This is a genomic window from Bacillus sp. FJAT-28004, from assembly GCF_001280845.1.
Classification (GTDB): domain Bacteria; phylum Bacillota; class Bacilli; order Paenibacillales; family Paenibacillaceae; genus Pristimantibacillus.
The window spans coordinates 3,657,412-3,676,997 of sequence record NZ_LGHP01000001.1 but is presented as its reverse complement, the minus strand read 5'-3'; the positions used below and the strand labels follow the sequence as shown (position 1 = coordinate 3,676,997).

The following is a 19,586-nucleotide window of genomic DNA, read 5'->3' as shown; positions in this document are numbered from 1 at the left end:
TGTGCTTGTATATTATTAGTATATCTTTTATTCATTAAAGGATTATATAGGGAACATACAGGGGTTCGCAAAAAATAGAAAAATAGAAAGAGACTAGGCACCTTTCTATCGAACCAGCAATAGGTATGGAATAGACAACCGGGAGGAAACAAATTGAGTACACAGAGTCTGGGATTTCCATTAGAAGGTTTTGCTGAATTTAGCCGAACAGTAGCCGCAGAAGGCGCGGTACTATTAAAAAATGAAGGACAAGTACTTCCGCTTCGAGATGGTGAAAACGTTGCTATTTTTGGTAGAACCCAGGTTAACTACTATCGCAGCGGTACAGGATCAGGCGGGAGCGTCCATGTTACTTATACAACTAATTTGATAGATGGTCTTCGTGGTAAAAAGAACCTTACAGTCAACGAAGAACTGGCGGCTGTCTATGAGAAGTGGATTGAGCAAAATCCATTCGATAATGGTGGTGGCGGCTGGGCTGCTGAGCCGTGGCACCAGAAGGAAATGCCTTTAACTGATGAACTGGTGTCGGGGGCAAGAGGTAAATCGAGTAAGGCAATCGTTGTTATCGGACGTACAGCGGGTGAAGATCAGGATAATGCTGACGCACCCGGAAGCTACCAGCTAACGGCGGACGAAAAAGCGATGCTGAAGCAGGTAACGGCTTATTTTGAACAAACGATCGTGGTACTGAATGTATCGAACATTATTGATATGAGTTGGATGAACGATGAAAGTTATGTGCATCCGATTCCATGTGCTATTTACTCATGGCAGGGTGGAATGGAAGGCGGAAATGCAATTGCCGACGTGCTGGCTGGAGAAGTGACTCCTAGCGGTAAATTGACGGATACGATTGCTTATTCCATCGATGATTATCCATCAACTCGCAACTATGGCAATGAATTTAAAAACTTTTATCAGGAAGATATCTATGTGGGTTATCGTTATTTTGAAACATTTTGCCCAGAGAAGGTTCAGTATGAATTTGGATATGGTATCTCTTATACCTCATTTAAAGTCGAGCCTGAGGAAGCTAAACTGACCACCAAAGAAGGAAAAGAATACGTTGAAATCGACGTAACTGTAACCAATACAGGAGCTGCCTATTCGGGTAAAGAAGTCGTGCAGGTCTATTACGAAGCGCCGCAAGGAAAGCTTGGGCAACCGGCTAAAGCTTTGGCGGCATTCGGGAAAACAAAAGTGCTTCAGGCGGGTGAATCGGAGCTTCTTACTGTGAGTTTCTCCGTTGATTCTATGGCATCCTATGATGACGCCGGTGTTACTGGGCAACCTTCCGCTTATGTGCTGGAGGCAGGTACATATCGCTTTTATGTGGGAACCAGTGTCAAGAACCTTGGGGAAGTAGCCGTACAAGGACAAGGCGGTTACGTTGTGGAAACTCTTCAAGTCGTGGAGCAGCTGCAAGAGGCGCTAGCACCGACGGAGAGCTTTAGCAGAATGAAACCGGGCGCTCAGAAGGAAGACGGTTCGTATGAAATCGTTACGGAAGAAGTGCCGAGTCGTAAAGTTTCTCTGGCGGATCGGATCGAGAAGAATCTTCCCGTAACGCTTAAGCAAACCGGTAATCAAGGACTTAAATTAAGAGATGTTTATGACCAGAAGGTTGGCATGGAGGCCTTTATCGCTCAGCTTAGCGATCAGGATTTGGCTGCCATTGTCAGAGGAGAAGGTATGAGCAGTCCACTCGTAACACCGGGTACGGCTTCGGCTTTCGGCGGAGTAAGCGACAGCTTGTTCAATTACGGAATTCCAGTTGCTTGTACAGCAGACGGCCCATCTGGTATTCGCATGGATAGCGGGCAGAAAGCGACGCAGGTTGCAATCGGCACCTTGCTTGCTGCTACTTGGAATGCTGAATTGGTCGAAGAGCTTTATGTTATGGAAGGCCAAGAATTATTAAGCAACAATGTGGACGCCTTGCTTGGACCTGGCTTGAATATTCGCCGTAGTCCGCTTAATGGACGCAACTTTGAGTATTTTTCAGAGGATCCGCTAATTTCTGGGGTGTTTGCTGCAGCATGTACTCGAGGCATTATGAAGGGCGGCTCTAACGCAACGCTAAAGCATTTTGCATGTAATAACCAGGAAAAACATCGCAGTAAAGTAGATGCGATCGTTTCTGAACGCGCCCTTCGGGAGATTTATCTGAAAGGCTTTGAAATCGCGGTGAAACAAGGCGGCGCGAATTCCATTATGACCTCCTATAATCCCATCAACGGGCACTGGGCGGCTTCTAATTATGATATGAATACCACGGTGCTTCGCGGTGAATGGGGCTTTAAAGGTATTGTAATGACGGACTGGTGGGCCATCATGAACGATGTTGTCCATGGAGGCGCAGCCGATCGTAAATATACGAACTGGATGGTTCGTGCACAAAATGATCTATATATGGTTGTTCCTAACTACGGAGCGGAGATCAATGGCTGGGATGACAATACCATCGAATCACTAGAGAATGGTACGTTAACAAGAGGAGAACTTCAGCGCTCTGCTATGAACATTTGTGAGTTCATTATGCAAGCACCGGTATTCTCGAGAAAACAAGTCATTGAAGAAAAGGTCGATTCATTTAAGGCTAATTCATCCCTTTCAACGGAGCAAGCGCAAGTGCTTTCCGAGAATGCACAAGTTAAACCAGTGGCAACAGGATCAAGCTTTATGAAAGTGGATCAGGCTGGTCAATACCGGATTATTGTCAGCATCATGTCCCCGGAGCCTGAGCTAGCTCAAAGTGCTTGTAACGTGACACTTAATGATCAATTGATGACGACCATTCAGACGAATGGGACGGAAGGCAAATGGATCAAACAGAAGCTTGTGAAGGTTGAGCTGGAAGCGGGTCTTTATGAGTTGAAGCTGGAATTCATCAAACCGGGCTTGCAAATCGACTGGATCGAATTCAAAAAAGTGTAAATGTAAAAACAGAATAAACAAAGGGCACCCAGAAGGGTGTCCTTTGTTTTTATCTTTTTTGTGATGCCACCCTGAGTTTCGAGTAATGTCGCTGCCTATTTGCTCTAAGGCTAAGCTCTTTTCTTTGAAAATAATACTTTATGTATAAAATGTTTGGACGGAATTTTACCGGTTGATTGTTTGTCAGGATCGGTTGAATGAATGATTAATGCCAATAGTGCTACGTTAATTGAAGTAGCTGCAGGCTGTGAAACGAGGTAGATATTCTCCCATTTCGGAGCGAATTTATTCTTATATTCATACAGCCCCTTAAAGTTATACAGCTTGTTCCCATACTTATAGAGGAGCTTGACGATGTGAGAATCGGTTACGTTAGCAAGCGGAGCCATACCTAAGCTGCAAACGTCATAGGTTTGTTCTTTGGCCCAAAGGAATAAGGAAATAAATAGGGCATCCATTGTGCCATGGGGGCATGCTTTTGTATAACGCATGAGATCAACCGTTATCCGTCGACCAACAGATTCTTCTCTCTTCCTATCGGCGAATGATTGATGATCGCCTGCAATCGAGACAAACGCCTCGTAATTTCCATCCGGGCCAACCAGTAACGCAACAGGAAAGCGAATGACATACTCCTTAGCAAAAGAGCCCACGGAAAAGCTTTTCTCTTTGCGACTACCCAGCCACTCATCTGAAATGGCTTGAAGACGATCCAGGAATGAATCACTATATGGAGGGTGCAGAACCTCGAAGGTGAAGCCAGTACGTCCAAATTTACTCATGCGATTTCGCAGCTTAAGCCACTGCTTCCCATTCAGGTGAAAGGTAGATAAATTAACTTGAGCTTCTTCTCCGATTTTTGAGCAGCTTAGCCCTAATTGCTCATACAGCGGTAAAAATGAGGATTTTGCTTGGTAAAATACCGGTATTTGTTTATTTTCATCGCAGTCCGCGACAAATTGTTTAATAACGCGGCTAGTAAACTGGGGATTTCCAACAGGATCGCCAAGCACGATTCTTCTATTCAAGACAGAGCGATACACGATTAACGCCTCGTAATCTGAATCCCAAAACCATTCCTTATCACCAAGGTAGTATAAATGACTGTGTGAGTTATTGCCGTACCTTTCAAGCAGGTCATTAAGACGTTTTTCAGAATTGATATCAATCATGATGAAGCCTCCAAGTATGCAGTCTCTGGGAGTCGGTTGAAACAAATATTCATCTTCATATTCAACACGTACTATAGTTAAGAATTATACCAGTGATACATGCGTTTGAGGTTTTTTTCTTGTGAATATAACGAAATAGGAGAGCAAGAAAAGGGACTGCCCAAGGCAGTCCCTTTCCATTTGTTAATAAGCTATCATTTACCCTGACCGTTTATTTAAATAGGGCGATACTGCAAATGATTTTGTGTTTTGGAAAGGCAAATGATTAAATAACGAATGCCACCACTCGCAGCCAAGGTCGTTGGAAACCGTAAATAGATGTGCATTGATTTCTTCCTCATGCTGCGAAGGAAGCTGGACATGATGAGCCCAGGTATCCAGTAGTTCATCCAGCATTTGTTCAACATCCGCAGGAAGCCACATCGCTGACTCGTGATCGCTCATCCATTTCACTTCCTTTCTGCAGCCTTTTCTTTGTGCAGCATACCAAGTGTTTCGGCAAGCTGACGGCGTGCTAGCAGTATTTTATAGCGAACTGTCCCTGCAGGCAACCCGAGCGCGGCGCCAATCTCGCCGCTTTTCATACCGCCAACCGCCTTCATGAGCAATATAGAACGAAGCTCCTCGGGTAGTTCTCGAATGGCTGACTCAAGCTCGTGAAACTGCTCACGGCCAGCTAACAATTGCGATAGGTCGCCGTTTGGACTAGGAAAGGTATGCAGCTGCATTTTTGATACCGCTTGTTTGTAGCTCTGCGATTTCCGATAATAGTCCTTTACCCGATTGGCAGCAATCGAAAATATCCAGTACAATTGTTGATCCTCGGGAATACGTTCGACCACATCTTTTCGGTTCCAAATTTTCATAAACACGTCCTGCAGCAAGTCTGCAGCCGTTTCTTTACTCTCCGTTCGTCCGAGTAAATAAGAATAGATTTGCCTTGAATGGGTACGGTACAATTGCTGAAACAAAGCCTCTGGATTCATCGGCATAGCTTGTTTCTCATGCATCATCTCTGATGTTGATATCTCCTGTTTTAGAAATGGCAAGATATTGGAGTAAAGGTACTACTGCTTTAGAAGCAGTTAAATCACCGACTAGAACGATTTCTGAAACTTTGTTTTTAATCGACTCGATTTGAACATCATCGGCAATTTCAAAACTGCCAATCAGCACCATACACATTTTTTCCTCGATGAAGTCGAAGAAGCTATTGGAGAACGTATCATCTCCGAGAAACAATCGCACATTGGATGTATTTGAATAATAAACGACTTGACCGAGCATGCGCGATATAGCACTTCCTAGCACGACATCGCTCCCTTTAGGCAAAATCAGCTGACCTGCTAAAATAATATCTTGAAATCCGATTTTTTCCACTGGCGAGGTAATAACCGCTTGCCCTGCAATAACCGCGATGTCCTCAGGAGCACCATTACTGTTAGCAAAAAACTCTCCACCCAATGAAACCTGTCCAGACAGGATTTTTACTTTACCTGCCGTATTAGGTATTAAACAAACACATCCGTTATTTTGTTGAGGAATTCGATTCAAAGCACTAGATAACGATTCTGGGGCAATAATTATGCCATTGTTGCGGATGGAGGTAACATCGGCCAAATCCTCAGCTTTCACTCCAGTCAAATCGAGAAGACCCATATTTTCAAGAGCTCTTTCTTGAACATTAGCTTGCTGCACGTTTTCCATACCTTCCACGCTCCCATCATTTTCTAATTACACTTGATATAACGTATCTCCTTTAAAAGTGTTGGGAGGAAGAAAATGCTGCCTAAATTGACAAAGCAGAAACTACACTCTATGTAATAGGGGCGTGGTTCTTTTTTTGTGTCCAAACGCCTCTTAGAAGTCGAGCTTTATTGATTTGAGATGCCATATTATTCACCATGTTTTTCATGATTTAAAAGCCAATTTTTACGTGTTAATCCACCGCCGTAGCCGCCTAATTCACCATTTGAGTTGATGACACGGTGACAAGGAATCATAATGGCAAGCTGATTTGCGCCATTGGCCTGAGCGACAGCACGATAGGCGGATGGTTTTCCGAGCGAAACGGCGATGTCAGAATAGGAACGAGTTTCACCCGGCGGAATTTTCATTAATTGCTCCCACACGCTTTTTTGAAAAGGCGATCCGAGTAACGAGACAGGGGTTTTGAATACAGTCAGTTTACCGTCAAAATATTGGGTCAATTCACTCTCAACTGATCGGATTGGTTCCGTGACTCCTGGAATGATTGCGGATTTTGTCCTTTTTCTAAGCCTTTCCACTTCGCGCTCTAGCCCTCGCCGGTCAACAAATTCAAGAAGATAAAGTGCAGTCTCATTCCCAATCGCAATCATCGGACCAAGCCGTGTATCGATCCAACATGCTTTTAGAACCTTACTATTTTCCAATAAAGTAGGAGCGGCCCCCATAATTCGAGAGAATGCGTCTCTAAAACCACTGCTTGATTCATAACCGGCAGACAACTGTGTATCAATGATCGTCTGTCCAGATCTGATGTTTTTCAAGGCAAGTCCCATGCGGCGGGCACGTGCGTATTCAACAAATGTCATGCCAAACCGTTTTTTGAATTGACGGCGTGCCGTTGATTCATCAACTGAGAGGTTTTTGAAATCTTGTTCTTTCCATCGTTTTTCAGGATTTTCCTCGACAGCTGCAACAAGCTGGCGAACAACATCTGATACATGATTCGGATGAGATAACGGACGACATCTTTGACATGGCCGATAAGAGGCGAGCAGCGCTTGTTGTGCTGTCTCGTAAAATTCGCAGTTTTCAAACTTTGGCTTCCGTGCCGGACAAGTTGGACGGCAGAATACGCCAGTTGTCTTGACTCCTACATAAAATACTCCTTCATATTCCGTTCTTTTTTCTAATAACGCCCTGTAATATTCTTCGTTACGCTCTGCAGGTACCATGTTTGCACACCCTAAACTTAGATTATGTTCTTATTATAGAGCCCTCAAAAATATAACGTAGCCGAAAATCAGGCATTCATTTTTTAATTGGTATGAATAAAATTTACTTTATTGCTGCGCTTTATTATTTTCGAGAAAAAAGTGAAGAAAACCCATGTGTAAGCGATTGCAGCTAGGAAATGCTCGTTAATAGGGGGCAAAATAAGTTGATTTATTAAAGGAGAAAGATGTACAATAGTTGGGTGCTTAATAAAGTAGTACAAGGTATTCAGAATGTTAATGGTCCTGACTATTAATTAGTGATAATTCTAACAATATGTTCAGACATTTACATGATTAAAAATAGTTAGTTAAACTCTAAGGAGGATTTTAATATGGCATTGGTATCAATGAAAGAAATGTTGAACAAAGCGTTAAAAGAAGGATATGCAGTTGGTCAATACAACATCAACAACTTGGAGTGGACACAAGCCATTCTAGGCGCTGCTCAAGAAGAGCAATCCCCGGTTATCCTTGGCGTTTCTGAAGGCGCAGCTCGTTACATGGGAGGCTTCACAGTTGTAACTGCAATCGTGAAATCCCTAATTGAAGAAATGAAAATTACGGTTCCTGTTGCAATCCATTTGGACCACGGTTCAAGCTTTGAAAAATGTAAAGCTGCGATTGACGCTGGATTTACATCCGTTATGATCGATGCTTCACACTCTCCATTTGAAGAAAACGTAAAAACTACACAAGAAGTTGTTGCATACGCTCACGAGCGCGGCGTTTCAGTTGAAGCTGAGCTAGGTACAGTTGGCGGACAAGAAGACGATGTAATAGCTGAAGGCGTTATTTATGCAGATCCTAAGGAGTGCTTCGAGCTAGTTCAACGTACTGGTATTGATTGCCTTGCTCCTGCACTTGGTTCCGTTCATGGTCCTTACAAAGGTGAACCAAACCTAGGCTTCAAAGAAATGGAAGAGATTTGCCAAACAATCAAATTGCCACTAGTATTGCATGGCGGCACAGGTATCCCTACTGAGCACATCAAAAGATCCATTTCGCTTGGAACTGCTAAAATCAACGTAAACACTGAGAACCAAATTACATTCACGAAAATCGTTCGTGAAGTGTTGAGTGCAGATTCCGAAGCTTTCGATCCACGTAAATTCCTTGCTCCAGGTCGCGAAGGAATTAAACAAACAGTTATGGGTAAAATGCGTGAGTTTGGTTCTTCCAACAAAGCATAAGACCATTGTAAAACATACAAAAAGAGCTATCTTTCAAACACCGCTGGTGTGAGAAGGATAGCTCTTTTTTTTATTTGTAGTTGTGATTCGCGGCAAAGGCAAGGCTGCTCACAACCCAGCAAACGAACGTACGCATAAAAAAGGATTCTATCCAAAAGAGAGGAATATAATGTAAAAATAATCGTGCAAACGTAGAATGGAGAATGGCCTATCGAGCTCCCTCAATATGAGCAATATAAAAGGATTTTCGCGCAGGTGGCAAAGCCCTTTGCTTATGTAAATCTTGATTTATTGGATGCGAATAGTAGAGCCATTGCAGCTGCGGCGGGCGATAAGAAGATACGTGTTGCAAGCAAATCCATACGGTCTGTGGAGGTTCTTCGCCGGATTGTCCAATCAGACGAAGCGTTCCAAGGGATCATGTGTTATACAGCGAGAGAGGCTGCTTTTCTACTGAAGCATGGCTTCGATGATTTGCTTTTGGGATACCCCGTTTGGAATCAGAGTGAAATATCGATTCTTTTACAGGCTGCGGCTAGTGACCGGATAATCGTGTTTATGGTTGATTCTATTCAACATGTGGAGCATATTGAGCAGCTGGCAGCAGCAATTGGCGTACAGGCAGCCGTCTGTCTAGATATCGATATGTCTGCTAATTATCCAGGGCTCCATTTTGGCATATGGAGATCACCGGTAACCTCTTGGGCGCAAGCAAGGCCGATTGTTGAACGGATTATGCAATTAAAATGGGTGAGGCTGGATGGTGTAATGGGCTACGAGGCACAAATCGCTGGGGTAGGGGATCATGTTTCGGGAAAGTGGTTTAAAAACGCATTCATTCGTCAGTTGAAGCGGCGCTCGGTTAAGGAGGTAGCTAAGCGGCGTGAAGAAGTGTTGCAAGGCATTCACGCATTAGGCTTGGAATTGCGCTTTGTAAACGCTGGGGGCACCGGAAGTATGGACAGCTCCAGATTGGAACGAGGTGTAACCGAGATCACGGTCGGTTCCGGCTTTTATTCTCCGGCGCTGTTTGATCATTATGCTGGTTTTCGGTATTTGCCTGCTGCTGGATATGCGGTGGAGGTCGTCCGGAAACCTAGATCGGATATGGTAACCTGCTTAGGTGGGGGGTACACCGCTTCAGGTGCTGTAGGCGTGGATAAAGCGCCACAACCGTATTTGCCAGAGGGTCTAATACTGCTCCCGTTAGAAGGCGCGGGGGAGGTGCAGACGCCGCTTCGATGTCCGAGTGGTTTGGCGCTCGAGCTAGGGGACCCGATATTTTTCCGGCATGCTAAGGCTGGTGAATTATGTGAGAGCTTTCCTAAGCTATTTGCTATATCTGGGAAAGACATTGTTGATGAATACTTAACCTACCGCGGAGAAGGGGAATGCTTCCTATGAGCGAGAATCGGAAAAGCTGGACAAATTGGTCGGGGTCAGTGATCGCCGATCCTGAGCTTATAAGGTATCCGAAGACGATAGATGAGGTAGTAGAAATCGTTCGTAATGAGTGTTTGAAGAGGGGAAAATATTTACGTGTTGTAGGGTCAGCACACTCCTTCACGGCGGTGGCTGCTTCAGATCAGGTGCTCATGTCCTTGGACGGAATGCAAGGACTTGTTAGCGTAGACGCAGCCCAGCAGACGGCTGTCGTCTGGGCAGGTACGAAGCTGAAGCGGTTAGGAGAATTGTTGCATGAAGAAGGATTGGCACAAGAAAATCTAGGCGATATTGATGTCCAGTCGATAGCAGGAGCAATTAGTACGGGAACCCACGGATCAGGGGTACGTTTAGGAAGTATGGCTACACAGGTGATTGGCATAACAGTTGTAAATGGCTTAGGAGAAGTGATGGAATGTACGCTGCAATCACATCCTGAGCTATTTCGTGCATTGCAGGTTTCACTTGGCACATTAGGCATTATTGTTCAGGTAAAGCTTCGTTTAAGAAAAGCTTATGTCCTCTCCTATGAGAGCAAACGTATGGCTTTGACGGATTGCTTGACGAGCTTGCCACATTTTATAAAGGAGAACCGACATTTTGAGTTTTTTTGGTTCCCGTATGCGGAGACTTGTCAGGTAAAACTGATGAACGAAGCGGATGATCCCATACCCACGAATAAAGTACTTGAATATGTGAATGAGAAACTGATTGAAAACACGTTATTTGGCCTATTATCAGGGTTTTGCAAAATCATTCCCACAGCAAGTGCGACCATTAGCAGGCTAAGCGCATCAAGTGTACCCGTTATGACGAAAGCGAATTTTAGCCACCGAATATTTGCGACAGAAAGAACCGTTCGTTTTAATGAAATGGAATACAGCTTGCCGAAAGAAGCAATGACATCTGTAATTCGTGAAATGCGAGAGGCAATGGAGCGTGAGCGATTCCATGTTCATTTTCCGATTGAGTGTCGATATGTGGCGGCTGATGATATTTGGCTTAGTCCTGCCTATGGCCGCGATTCTGCTTATATTGCAGTCCATATGTATAAAGGAATGCCCTATAAACGTTATTTTGAAGTGATGGAGCAAATATTTCTTCGTTATGAAGGCAGACCCCATTGGGGAAAAATGCATACGCTCAAGGCAGCTAATCTCGTGAAGCGCTATCCCCAGTGGCAGGAGTTCGCAGAAATCAGAAAGCAGATGGATCCCAATGATTTGTTCATGAGTCCTTATTTGCGGGAATTGTTAACGAATGGCTAAGCCGTGTTAGCTTTTGCACTCCGCTAGATCATGTTTTAGCCGAGTTATGAAGCTCTTAGATATCGGAGTGGAATGATGTCCTTCTGGCTGAATAAGACCCAAATACACAGGGCTTTGGCCTGTTAAATCGATTTCCAAAATGACCGATTCATTACGAATTATAGGTAATTCACTTGCAAAAGAATAATCAAGACCAATTGTTACGGCATGATGATTTTTAAGGGCTCTACCGATCGAGTTCGGGTTATTTGTCGTAAACAAAATATCAACAGGACCAAATTTGGCTTGAAAGTCATCCATAAACCATTTGACATAATCATCGTTGTACAAGACAACCGTCTGCTGCATGATCTCCTCGGGTGTAATCGTTTTGTTAAGCGCTAACGGAGATTGTTTGCTGACTGCTGCAACCATCTTTACGCTCATCAATCGTTCAATGGAGAGCCCCATATTCTCAACGATTCGATTCTCAAACAATATAATAAAGCCCAAGTCGGCGCGATTATGTAGGATGTCATCAATAATTTCTTGGGAGCCTTTCTCGAAAATTTCCATTCTTACTTGTGGATAATCCTTTTTGAAATCCATAACGGCATTCTCGATTAAAAATGCGTGCCCAGGAATAGTAGCGAACCGCAAGTTTCCTTGAATGGAATTGGAATAACCTTGTGTAGTTTCCATTAGCTCTTTGTACTTGTTAAGTACTTCATACACCTTCTTAATAATTACAATTCCTTCAGCCGTTGGAACTGCTCCTGACCGAGATCGCTTGAGGATAACAACGCCCCATTCCGATTCTAAGCTTGATATCGCCTGACTAATAGCTGATACGGTGACATGTAAATTTTGAGCAGCACCTGAAATAGACCCCGTCTTCACTACCTCAACAAGATACTCCAGCTTTTCAATATTCATGGACGATGATTCTCCTTTAATTCAGTTTATCTTAATCATTATTCAATATGTTTAAATATATCTTAACTTAAAACAGTGATAATATGAAATCAGGGTACAGATACTTGTTCTTATTAAGTAAGAGTGAGATTGGCGGATTTTGGACAACGTAATCGAGACCGTTTAGGGGCTCGAAAGATGAGAAGGGGTGTAGAAACCATGAGATTCCAAGATAAAGTGGCTATTGTTACAGGTGGTGCAAGTGGTATTGGTGAAGTAACCGTCCGCTTATTTGCCGAAGAAGGCGCTAAAGTGGTCATCGCGGATTTTTCTGATCAGGGGCAGGCGGTTTCAGATCAGTTGAATGCGGAGGGCTTTGACACCTTGTTTGTAAAAACGGACGTGGCTAACGAGGAAGACGTTATTCATATGGTATCCCAGACGGTAAACAAATATGGCAAGCTGGATATTCTGTTTGCCAATGCAGGTATTGCTAAAGACGGACCCGCTGATCTATTAAGTGCGGAAGCATGGAAAAGAACCATTGATATCAATCTAACAGGTGTATTTCTCTGTGATAAATATGCGATTAAGCAAATGCTTGCACAAGGCACAGGAGGTTCCATCGTAAATTGCGGCTCCATCCATAGCCACGTTGGCAAAGCAAATGTTACCGCATACGCTTCTGCTAAAGGCGGCGTTAAGCTTTTAACCCAGTCGCTGAGTGCAGACTATGCCACAAAAGGAATTCGAGTTAACGCTATATGTCCGGGATACATTGATACGCCACTCATCCAAGGTCGGAGTGAGGCGATTACGCAGCACCTTATCGATTTGCACCCGATGAAACGTCTAGGCAGGCCAGAAGAAGTCGGTAAAGCCGTTCTGTTCCTTGCCAGCGATGACGCTTCTTTTATAACAGGTACAAGCCTTCTAGTGGATGGCGGCTACACAGCTGTCTGATTTTGTACTTCAATCACCTTGATCTAATTTGGACGACAAACCCGAAAGGAAGTATCAACCATGAGACTACAAGGCAAAATTGCTCTCATTACGGGCGCAGGTACAGGTATAGGAAAGACAACGGCGCTTAGATTTGCGAATGAAGGTGCCAAAGTTGTCGTAACGGATATCAATCTGGAAAATGTTAAAAAGACCGCTGCCGAAATTCAACAATCCGGCGGTGAAGCTATCGCATTACACCATGATGTCAGTAATGAAGATAGCTGGAAACAGGTCGTTGACGCTTCCTTATCATCATACGGACAAATTGACATTTTATTTAATAATGCAGGTATCTATTTCATTAAACCTCTCGCAGAAACGACATTAGATGAATTTAATCGCATGATGAGCATCAATGTCACCAGTGTATTTCTTGGGATGAAACATGTCATGCCGCTTATGGCGAAGAAAGGCAGCGGGTCGGTTATTAATGCTTCCTCCGTTGCAGGTCTAAAAGGGGCTGCAGGTCATATTGCGTATGGTGCCAGCAAGGGCGCAGTACGAATTATGACTAAGGATGCAGCTGTTGAATATGCACCGGCTAATGTCCGGGTCAATTCGATACATCCAGCCTATATTAATACGGCGATGGGAGCCTATGCTGTTGACAAAGCTAAGCTGCCTGAATCAGAGTTAGCCCAAATCATGGCGCCATTAGGGCGTTTTGGCACGGTAGAAGAAGTCGCGAATTTAGTTGTCTTTCTGGCATCTGATGAATCCTCTTTTTCAACGGGAGCGGAATTCATCCTTGATGGCGGAGCTACTGCGAAATAGTATACAAGCAAAGGGCACCCCAGCGGGTGCCCTTAAATTTTGCCGAGACTTGGGAAAAAGAGAGGGGTCATTCCATTAACTAACGCTCAAAAAAGAATGTCTGAATTAAATTGGATACAGTCCTGTCATATAACGTTTTCGCTAATGCCTCACTCTCAATATGACCGCCTAAGTGAAGGTGAATGACACCATGCAGTGATGCCCAAACAACATGAACGACAAGTATCGGGTCTTTTTCGGCAATTAATCCTTGCTCAATTGCTGCTGCGATCGTATTTATTACTTGTTGTAAAGCTGTTATTGTCGCTTTAAGGCTCTCCTCTTCCGGTTTAAATTCACTAAATGCACCACCAAACATCAGCATATAGTAGCTTGTATAGGTTTGTCCAAAGCTCCAATAAGCTTCACTCAAACCACGAAGATAGTTTTCCAAATCTGCTTGTTTTGGCACCGCTTCAAAGGATTTGGCTAACAGCTTGCAGCCTTCCAAAAATAATTGTTTAGCCAAACCTTCCTTGTTATTAAATAAGTTATAAATAATTTTTGTGGAACATTCCATTTTCTCGGCAACTCGGCGAACCGTAACCGCTTCTGGGCCTTGTTCCTGCAAAATCCTTGCAGCTGCCTCAACCACGTTTTGCCTTAAGTTCTCGGTATGCTGCAGTCTTGTTTCCTGATAGGTTTTTACAGCACGATTATCTGTGAAAGGCATATCGGAAGGATTGTTCATCTAACTTCACCCTCAGACCTTTAGTTTTTTCGAGACATGTTATTTCCTGACCTTCATTTTACTATTTTCAATATCAGAACACCAACCTAAACTAGGCATTACTGTACCATCAAAAGGTTTTATTAATCAATAAGTTGACATTAGATGCGCATTTAAATACAATGATTTCATTAGGAAACAATGTTTCTACATAAAAACTACATATCCGAGAGGGTTGAGACGATGAAACAGGTACAAAACAAGTGGGCACTGATTACAGGTGCTTCTTCGGGTATAGGAGAAGCGTTTGCGCATGAATTGGCTGCTAAGGGAAGCCATTTGATCTTAACCGCACGCTCGGAATCTAAGCTCGTTGCTTTAGCTGAGAAACTAAGTAAGAAACATGGCATTCAAACGGAAGTTATCGTCTCAGATCTATCTAGAGAAGGCTCTCCCGCCAAACTATATCAAGAATGCTTAAAACGTGGTCTTAGTGTAGATATATTAATTAATAATGCGGGGTTCGCTAGTCATGGATTATTTGATCAATTATCCAGAGACCGAGTGCATGAAGAAGTTATGCTCAACGTACTTGCGGTTGTGGATCTCACTCATTTATTTTTACCGGATATTCTGAAGAAACAGAGCGGTATAGTCATTAATGTAGCTTCTACGGCAGCATTTCAACCGGATCCATATATGGCAGTGTACGGAGCGACTAAAGCATTTGTATTGTCGTTTACACAGTCGCTTTGGGAAGAAAACCGCAAACGCGGTGTCCAATTTCTTGCTCTATGTCCAGGTTCAACGGAAACCCCATTCTTTAGCGTTGTGGGAGCTGAGGAGGCTTCGGTCGGAAAGCGTGATACGCCAGAAAATGTTGTACAAGTGGCGCTTCGCTCATTAGAGGCTGGTCGGCCTTATGCTGTTGCCGGGTTCAAAAATTTCATAACAGCTCAAGCATCTCGTTTTTTAACAAGTAAACAAATGCTTCGTATCGTGGAACGGATGCTGCGTCCACGTGTACTTTTGTAAATATGAAATGAAAAGATCGTTACTACTTCTTTGATGACTATTGTTTTGAAGAAAAAAAGGCACCCAAGTGGGTGCCCTTTCATTTTAAACAACTAAGAAGCTAGCTTATATTCGCATACTGAAATTTATTGAAAAGCATTGGGGAATTGCGCAACGATGCCAGCTGTAAATGCATCTGCCATTTCCAATGCCTGCTTCTCAATTTGATCAAAGGCCTCGATGTCGGATTTATATTTTTTGGATAACCGAAATACGGCTTCATCTTTGGTCATTCGCAGATGCTCATACAGCATGTTCTGCAAGACTGACTTTGGCCAGTTGGGATTGATACTGTTCAAAAAACCAGCGATTTCATCTGCATTGGCGTACCATTTCTTCTCCGCTTCCGCAGCTGCTTGGTTGTTGCCGGCCTTCGCAGCTTTAACGAGTTGGGCAGCCAAAACAAGATGTTCTCTCATTAAGCTGTCAAACTGAGAAGCTACTGCATCCCCGTAATAATGTCTAAACACGGCGGCCATATCCGTAGGATTTCGGAGCAGACGTTCGGTAACTAGAGCCAAGTCAGGCAATTCTTCTGCAATACTAATAATAAGCATCCTCGTCCAAGCGACGTGTTGCTCCCAGAGCGTTCGGAAAGTCTGGTTTAATTCTACTACAGCTTTACTTATACATGTATTACCTTGTACGATACCCCTTTCCATTCTAAAGAACGGTGCAGGTGTTTGCCTATAGGGGATATAATTCGTCTGCCATGTGTAAGAGTTATAAGGATAAGTCCCTGGATGAATGGCATTTCTTGTATAGAACGAGGGTTGATGCCGTGGTTCTGATATCCAAGGAATCGAATAGAACATATGTGTTTCCTCCTTAATATAGGTGTTCACCTAATAAGAATATGCAATGGAGGTCATATTCGTTTGGGCTAATGCACGATAGCGCTAATAAGCAGAGAGAATAACAATGGCTGATCTGGGTTAGCCTACAAGAAGTTAAAACAGTCATTATAACCTGTTGAACGTCAGCAGATATCCTATTTTGGTAAATAGGTTATTTACCGTGCCAATGGTTTTCATTTGGGGTTTTGTGATAGTATATAGACCTATACGCAGAGAGGAAGTGAACCATTATGATAAACATAACGATTCCGGCACCGGACGTGACCATTACCAAGCAGGTTAATCCCCAGCTGAGCAATATTTATGGCTTTACTGATTTTCACCTGATTACGAGGGAACATGGTGGCTTTTTTATGTTTTACAACGATAAGGACGAGCTGCTGTTTGTCGGTAAGGCGCGGAAACTAAGACCTCGAATCAAAAAACATTTTGAGGATTCAGTATCCGTCATGAAGAATCATCGCAATGAGGTTACTAAAATTGAGGTTTATGTCAATGAGGATTCTGTTGATCGGGAGATCTACGAAACTTACCTTATTAACAAATACAGAGCGAAGTACAATGTAGAAAAAGTATACTTTAGATAGATACAATTACGAAAACAAAGCAATGAGCACAGTCATGAGGACGAGGCTTATTGTTTTTTTGTTTCCTGTGTATGCGGACATGTTGACAGCGAAAAGTAAACCTGTTATATTTATCTTAAATTAAAGATAATTAAATTAAAGATTGTTTTAGAAGATGATTTTTATTCATGTACCACGGGAAAGCTAAAATTGAATGGAGGAATATATAATGAATCAATTAAAAGGTATCCATCATGTTACGGCGATTACAAGCAGCGCAGAACGCAACTATGACTTTTTTACTAATGTGTTAGGTATGCGTTTAGTTAAGAAAACAGTGAATCAAGACGATATTCAAACGTATCATTTGTTTTTTGCAGATGATAAAGGCAACGCAGGCACTGACATGACATTTTTCGATTTTCCACATATTCCGAAGGGCGTGCATGGGACGAATGAAATATCAAAAACTTCATTCCGAATTCCGAATGATGCGGCTCTGCAATACTGGGTAGAGCGATTCAACCGTCTAGATGTCAAGCATACCGGTATTCAAGAGCTGTTTGACAAGAAGTCACTTTCGTTCGTTGACTTTGATGACCAACACTATCAATTGATTTCGGATGAAAATAATAAAGGGGTAGCTTCAGGGGTGCCTTGGGAAAAAGGACCAATTCCGTTAGAGCACGCGATTACGGGTCTAGGGCCAATTTTCATTCGCATTTCTAATTTCGAGAACTTCAAAACGATGCTGGAAAAAGTACTGTTGTTCAAAGAGATTGATCAAGACGGCTCATTCCATCTATTTGAGGTTGGTGAAGGCGGAAATGGAGCTCAAGTTATTGTGGAATACAATGCTGTGCTTCCACAAGCGCATCAAGGCTTCGGCACCGTTCACCACGTGGCATTCCGTGTTGAGGACCGCGGCGTATTGAATGAATGGATCGAGCGTCTAGAGAGTTTCAGATTGCCGTCTTCTGGCTATGTGAACCGTCACTTTTTCGAATCGTTGTACGCTAGAGTGGCTCCGCAAATTTTATTCGAATTTGCAACGGATGGTCCAGGTTTTATGGGAGATGAGCCTTATGAGACGCTTGGTGAAAAATTATCGCTGCCTCCTTTCCTAGAGCCTAAACGTGAAGAAATCGAAAAATTAGTTCGCCCGATTGATACGGTACGCAGTACGAAGGAATTTATTAAAGAATAATATTGTTGATACGGTTGCAAACAGCCCTAGCTTCGCTTAGTAGCTAGGGCTGTATTTAATCTAGTGGATTGATTGGACAATATCCCATATACTTGTAAGGCAACTTCAAGGAGAGCTTGAATGTACAATAAGGAATGGAGGACATGAAATTATGTCTAGTTTGCCAAATTGCCCGGAATGCAATTCTGAATACACGTACGAGGATGGCAGTCTGCTGATCTGTCCAGAATGCAGTCATGAGTGGAGCTTACAATCAGAATCCGATAACGATGAAGATAAAAGAATAATCAAAGATGCGAATGGAAATGTGTTGAACGATGGCGATTCTGTTACTGTTATTAAAGACCTTAAAGTTAAAGGCAGCTCGCTCGTTATCAAAATAGGCACAAAAGTAAAAAACATCCGCTTAATTGAAGGCGATCATGATATTGATTGCAAAATTGATAGCTTTGGCGCTATGAAATTGAAGTCGGAATTTGTGAAAAAGATTTAGGTTTTATTTATCATGAGTTACGCTAAAGTAAAAACGGAATAGTTGAGGCCTGATTCGCTCTTATAGAGCTTATCGGGTCTTTTTATTTATGTAGAAAAAAGATAATAAACCCGAGAGGGCAGAAAATCTAGGGGGGAGTTTTGTGGTGGAAATATTTTTTATTAATTAAAAAATAATGAAATTAATTTACAATATCAAGGTATTATGATATGTTGTTTTTGCCTACTGCTATGATGACTTGATTTAGTATTCCTAATTTTGCTTATAAGATGGCAGGGTGCATTCGAGGAGTAAATAAAACCGTAGTGGAGTGGAGTCCAATGAATACAAATAGAAATGTCCTTGATATGATAAGAAGAAAGCTGGTTGTTTCCTGCCAGGCCTTGCCTGATGAGCCGCTTCATAGTCCATTTATTATGGGGAGAATGGCATATGCAGCATACTTAGGCGGTGCTTCGGGTATTCGTGCTAACAGTGTGGAGGATATTAGGGAAATCAAGAGGCAAGTTGATTTACCAATTATCGGGATCATTAAAGAGGTTTATGAGGGGTCTGCCGTATTTATCACTCCCACGATGAAGGAAGTGGATGAGCTTTGTCTTGAAGGCGTAGACATCATCGCAATGGACGCGACGGATCGTGTGAGACCGGATGGTTCGACTATATCGGAATTATTTCCGTTACTAAGAGAAAAATATACAGATCAGCTCTTTATGGCGGATTGCTCCACTTATGCTGAAGCAATCAAGGCTGCAGAGCTTGGGTTTGACATTATAGGCACGACGCTCAGTGGTTATACCGAAGCAACAAAAGATAACGCTTTGCCGGATTTTCAATTGATAGAGAAGCTCGTAAATACGATATCCGTTCCGATCATAGCGGAGGGCGGCATCTCGACACCCGAGGAATTAAAAAGATTATTTGACCAAGGAATTTATTCGGCAGTAGTGGGGTCTTCCATTACAAGACCGATGGAAATAACCAAAAAATTCGTAAAGGCTGTTGAATAG

General features: G+C 43.0%; 19 protein-coding genes. 11 read left to right on the top strand and 8 right to left on the bottom strand.

All coding sequences use genetic code 11. The annotated features are described in order from the left end of the window. Positions 1–153: 153 nt before the first annotated feature. Positions 154–2,940, top strand: coding sequence for a glycoside hydrolase family 3 C-terminal domain-containing protein (locus tag AC787_RS15985; RefSeq protein ID WP_054025690.1), 2,787 nt, complete (start codon positions 154–156; stop codon positions 2,938–2,940). Between the two features lie 110 nt (positions 2,941–3,050). Here AC787_RS15985 and AC787_RS15980 read toward each other — a convergent pair whose 3' ends face one another. The 5 genes from AC787_RS15980 to AC787_RS15960 form a co-directional block, all read right to left on the bottom strand. Beyond that, positions 3,051–4,112 (bottom strand): phosphatidylglycerol lysyltransferase domain-containing protein, encoded by a 1,062-nt coding sequence (locus AC787_RS15980; RefSeq protein ID WP_054025689.1) that lies wholly within the window; start codon positions 4,110–4,112, stop codon positions 3,051–3,053. A gap of 198 nt (positions 4,113–4,310) precedes the next feature. After that, positions 4,311–4,556 carry a hypothetical protein gene (locus tag AC787_RS15975; protein ID WP_054025688.1) on the bottom strand — a complete coding sequence of 82 codons (246 nt, stop codon included), beginning with the start codon at positions 4,554–4,556 and terminating at the stop codon, positions 4,311–4,313. A 5-nt stretch (positions 4,557–4,561) separates the two neighbouring features. Next, complete coding sequence (locus AC787_RS15970) at positions 4,562–5,125, bottom strand: RNA polymerase sigma factor (RefSeq protein ID WP_054025687.1); 564 nt, start codon at positions 5,123–5,125, stop codon at positions 4,562–4,564. Beyond that, positions 5,115–5,819 carry a hypothetical protein gene (locus AC787_RS15965; protein ID WP_054025686.1) on the bottom strand — a complete coding sequence of 235 codons (705 nt, stop codon included), beginning with the start codon at positions 5,817–5,819 and terminating at the stop codon, positions 5,115–5,117. The genes AC787_RS15970 and AC787_RS15965 overlap by 11 nt, the downstream gene beginning before the upstream one ends. Positions 5,820–6,007: 188 nt before the next feature. Then, positions 6,008–7,054, bottom strand: coding sequence for a bifunctional transcriptional activator/DNA repair enzyme AdaA (locus AC787_RS15960; RefSeq protein ID WP_054025685.1), 1,047 nt, complete (start codon positions 7,052–7,054; stop codon positions 6,008–6,010). 374 nt (positions 7,055–7,428) lie between these two features. On the opposite strand from AC787_RS15960, the gene AC787_RS15955 reads away from it, so the two are divergent. The 3 genes from AC787_RS15955 (at position 7,429) to AC787_RS15945 (ending at position 10,997) form a co-directional block, all read left to right on the top strand. Next, entirely contained in the window at positions 7,429–8,286 is an 858-nt protein-coding gene (locus AC787_RS15955) for a class II fructose-bisphosphate aldolase (RefSeq protein WP_054025684.1), read from the top strand. 255 nt (positions 8,287–8,541) lie between these two features. After that, entirely contained in the window at positions 8,542–9,690 is a 1,149-nt protein-coding gene (locus AC787_RS15950) for an amino acid deaminase/aldolase (RefSeq protein WP_235560991.1), read from the top strand. Continuing rightward, entirely contained in the window at positions 9,678–10,997 is a 1,320-nt protein-coding gene (locus AC787_RS15945) for a D-arabinono-1,4-lactone oxidase (protein ID WP_054025682.1), read from the top strand. Before AC787_RS15950 ends, AC787_RS15945 begins: the two co-directional genes overlap by 13 nt. Before the next feature lie 6 nt (positions 10,998–11,003). On the opposite strand, the gene AC787_RS15940 is transcribed toward AC787_RS15945, so the two are convergent. Next, on the bottom strand, positions 11,004–11,912 hold the full coding sequence (locus tag AC787_RS15940) for a LysR family transcriptional regulator (protein ID WP_054025681.1): 909 nt from the start codon (positions 11,910–11,912) through the stop codon (positions 11,004–11,006). A 198-nt stretch (positions 11,913–12,110) separates the two neighbouring features. Here AC787_RS15940 and AC787_RS15935 point away from each other — a divergent pair, with 198 nt between their 5' ends. Both AC787_RS15935 and AC787_RS15930 read left to right on the top strand, forming a co-directional pair. Then, positions 12,111–12,854 (top strand): SDR family NAD(P)-dependent oxidoreductase, encoded by a 744-nt coding sequence (locus AC787_RS15935; RefSeq protein WP_054025680.1) that lies wholly within the window; start codon positions 12,111–12,113, stop codon positions 12,852–12,854. Positions 12,855–12,914: 60 nt separating this feature from the next. Beyond that, the gene (locus tag AC787_RS15930) at positions 12,915–13,670 is read left to right on the top strand and encodes an SDR family NAD(P)-dependent oxidoreductase (RefSeq protein ID WP_054025679.1); all 756 of its coding nucleotides are present in this window, start codon (positions 12,915–12,917) and stop codon (positions 13,668–13,670) included. Positions 13,671–13,749: 79 nt separating this feature from the next. On the opposite strand, the gene AC787_RS15925 is transcribed toward AC787_RS15930, so the two are convergent. Continuing rightward, positions 13,750–14,400 (bottom strand): TetR/AcrR family transcriptional regulator, encoded by a 651-nt coding sequence (locus tag AC787_RS15925; RefSeq protein WP_054025678.1) that lies wholly within the window; start codon positions 14,398–14,400, stop codon positions 13,750–13,752. Positions 14,401–14,622: 222 nt separating this feature from the next. On the opposite strand from AC787_RS15925, the gene AC787_RS15920 reads away from it, so the two are divergent. Then, positions 14,623–15,414 carry an SDR family NAD(P)-dependent oxidoreductase gene (locus tag AC787_RS15920; RefSeq protein ID WP_054025677.1) on the top strand — a complete coding sequence of 264 codons (792 nt, stop codon included), beginning with the start codon at positions 14,623–14,625 and terminating at the stop codon, positions 15,412–15,414. Positions 15,415–15,539: 125 nt separating this feature from the next. Here the strand turns inward: AC787_RS15920 and AC787_RS34835 are convergent, their stop codons facing one another. Continuing rightward, entirely contained in the window at positions 15,540–16,268 is a 729-nt protein-coding gene (locus AC787_RS34835) for a LysM peptidoglycan-binding domain-containing protein (protein ID WP_235560990.1), read from the bottom strand. 272 nt (positions 16,269–16,540) lie between these two features. On the opposite strand from AC787_RS34835, the gene AC787_RS15910 reads away from it, so the two are divergent. The 4 genes from AC787_RS15910 (at position 16,541) to AC787_RS15895 (ending at position 19,586) form a co-directional block, all read left to right on the top strand. Then, entirely contained in the window at positions 16,541–16,897 is a 357-nt protein-coding gene (locus AC787_RS15910) for a nucleotide excision repair endonuclease (RefSeq protein WP_054025676.1), read from the top strand. A gap of 208 nt (positions 16,898–17,105) precedes the next feature. Beyond that, the gene (locus AC787_RS15905) at positions 17,106–18,083 is read left to right on the top strand and encodes a ring-cleaving dioxygenase (RefSeq protein ID WP_054025675.1); all 978 of its coding nucleotides are present in this window, start codon (positions 17,106–17,108) and stop codon (positions 18,081–18,083) included. Positions 18,084–18,234: 151 nt separating this feature from the next. Beyond that, positions 18,235–18,576 (top strand): zinc ribbon domain-containing protein YjdM, encoded by a 342-nt coding sequence (locus tag AC787_RS15900; protein ID WP_054025674.1) that lies wholly within the window; start codon positions 18,235–18,237, stop codon positions 18,574–18,576. A 320-nt stretch (positions 18,577–18,896) separates the two neighbouring features. Continuing rightward, positions 18,897–19,586 carry an N-acetylmannosamine-6-phosphate 2-epimerase gene (locus tag AC787_RS15895; RefSeq protein WP_054025673.1) on the top strand — a complete coding sequence of 230 codons (690 nt, stop codon included), beginning with the start codon at positions 18,897–18,899 and terminating at the stop codon, positions 19,584–19,586.

What these genes read in the sequence shown, in the direction of transcription:
- AC787_RS15980 (WP_054025689.1), bottom strand. Translation starts at nt 4,112, where the DNA reads ATGATTGATATCAATTCTGAAAAACGTCTTAATGACCTGCTTGAAAGG.
- AC787_RS15975 (WP_054025688.1), bottom strand. Translation starts at nt 4,556, where the DNA reads ATGAGCGATCACGAGTCAGCGATGTGGCTTCCTGCGGATGTTGAACAA.
- AC787_RS15970 (WP_054025687.1), bottom strand. Translation starts at nt 5,125, where the DNA reads ATGATGCATGAGAAACAAGCTATGCCGATGAATCCAGAGGCTTTGTTT.
- AC787_RS15965 (WP_054025686.1), bottom strand. Translation starts at nt 5,819, where the DNA reads ATGGAAAACGTGCAGCAAGCTAATGTTCAAGAAAGAGCTCTTGAAAAT.
- AC787_RS15960 (WP_054025685.1), bottom strand. Translation starts at nt 7,054, where the DNA reads ATGGTACCTGCAGAGCGTAACGAAGAATATTACAGGGCGTTATTAGAA.
- AC787_RS15955 (WP_054025684.1), top strand. Translation starts at nt 7,429, where the DNA reads ATGGCATTGGTATCAATGAAAGAAATGTTGAACAAAGCGTTAAAAGAA.
- AC787_RS15945 (WP_054025682.1), top strand. Translation starts at nt 9,678, where the DNA reads ATGCTTCCTATGAGCGAGAATCGGAAAAGCTGGACAAATTGGTCGGGG.
- AC787_RS15940 (WP_054025681.1), bottom strand. Translation starts at nt 11,912, where the DNA reads ATGAATATTGAAAAGCTGGAGTATCTTGTTGAGGTAGTGAAGACGGGG.
- AC787_RS15935 (WP_054025680.1), top strand. Translation starts at nt 12,111, where the DNA reads ATGAGATTCCAAGATAAAGTGGCTATTGTTACAGGTGGTGCAAGTGGT.
- AC787_RS15930 (WP_054025679.1), top strand. Translation starts at nt 12,915, where the DNA reads ATGAGACTACAAGGCAAAATTGCTCTCATTACGGGCGCAGGTACAGGT.
- AC787_RS15925 (WP_054025678.1), bottom strand. Translation starts at nt 14,400, where the DNA reads ATGAACAATCCTTCCGATATGCCTTTCACAGATAATCGTGCTGTAAAA.
- AC787_RS15920 (WP_054025677.1), top strand. Translation starts at nt 14,623, where the DNA reads ATGAAACAGGTACAAAACAAGTGGGCACTGATTACAGGTGCTTCTTCG.
- AC787_RS34835 (WP_235560990.1), bottom strand. Translation starts at nt 16,268, where the DNA reads ATGTTCTATTCGATTCCTTGGATATCAGAACCACGGCATCAACCCTCG.
- AC787_RS15910 (WP_054025676.1), top strand. Translation starts at nt 16,541, where the DNA reads ATGATAAACATAACGATTCCGGCACCGGACGTGACCATTACCAAGCAG.
- AC787_RS15905 (WP_054025675.1), top strand. Translation starts at nt 17,106, where the DNA reads ATGAATCAATTAAAAGGTATCCATCATGTTACGGCGATTACAAGCAGC.
- AC787_RS15900 (WP_054025674.1), top strand. Translation starts at nt 18,235, where the DNA reads ATGTCTAGTTTGCCAAATTGCCCGGAATGCAATTCTGAATACACGTAC.
- AC787_RS15895 (WP_054025673.1), top strand. Translation starts at nt 18,897, where the DNA reads ATGAATACAAATAGAAATGTCCTTGATATGATAAGAAGAAAGCTGGTT.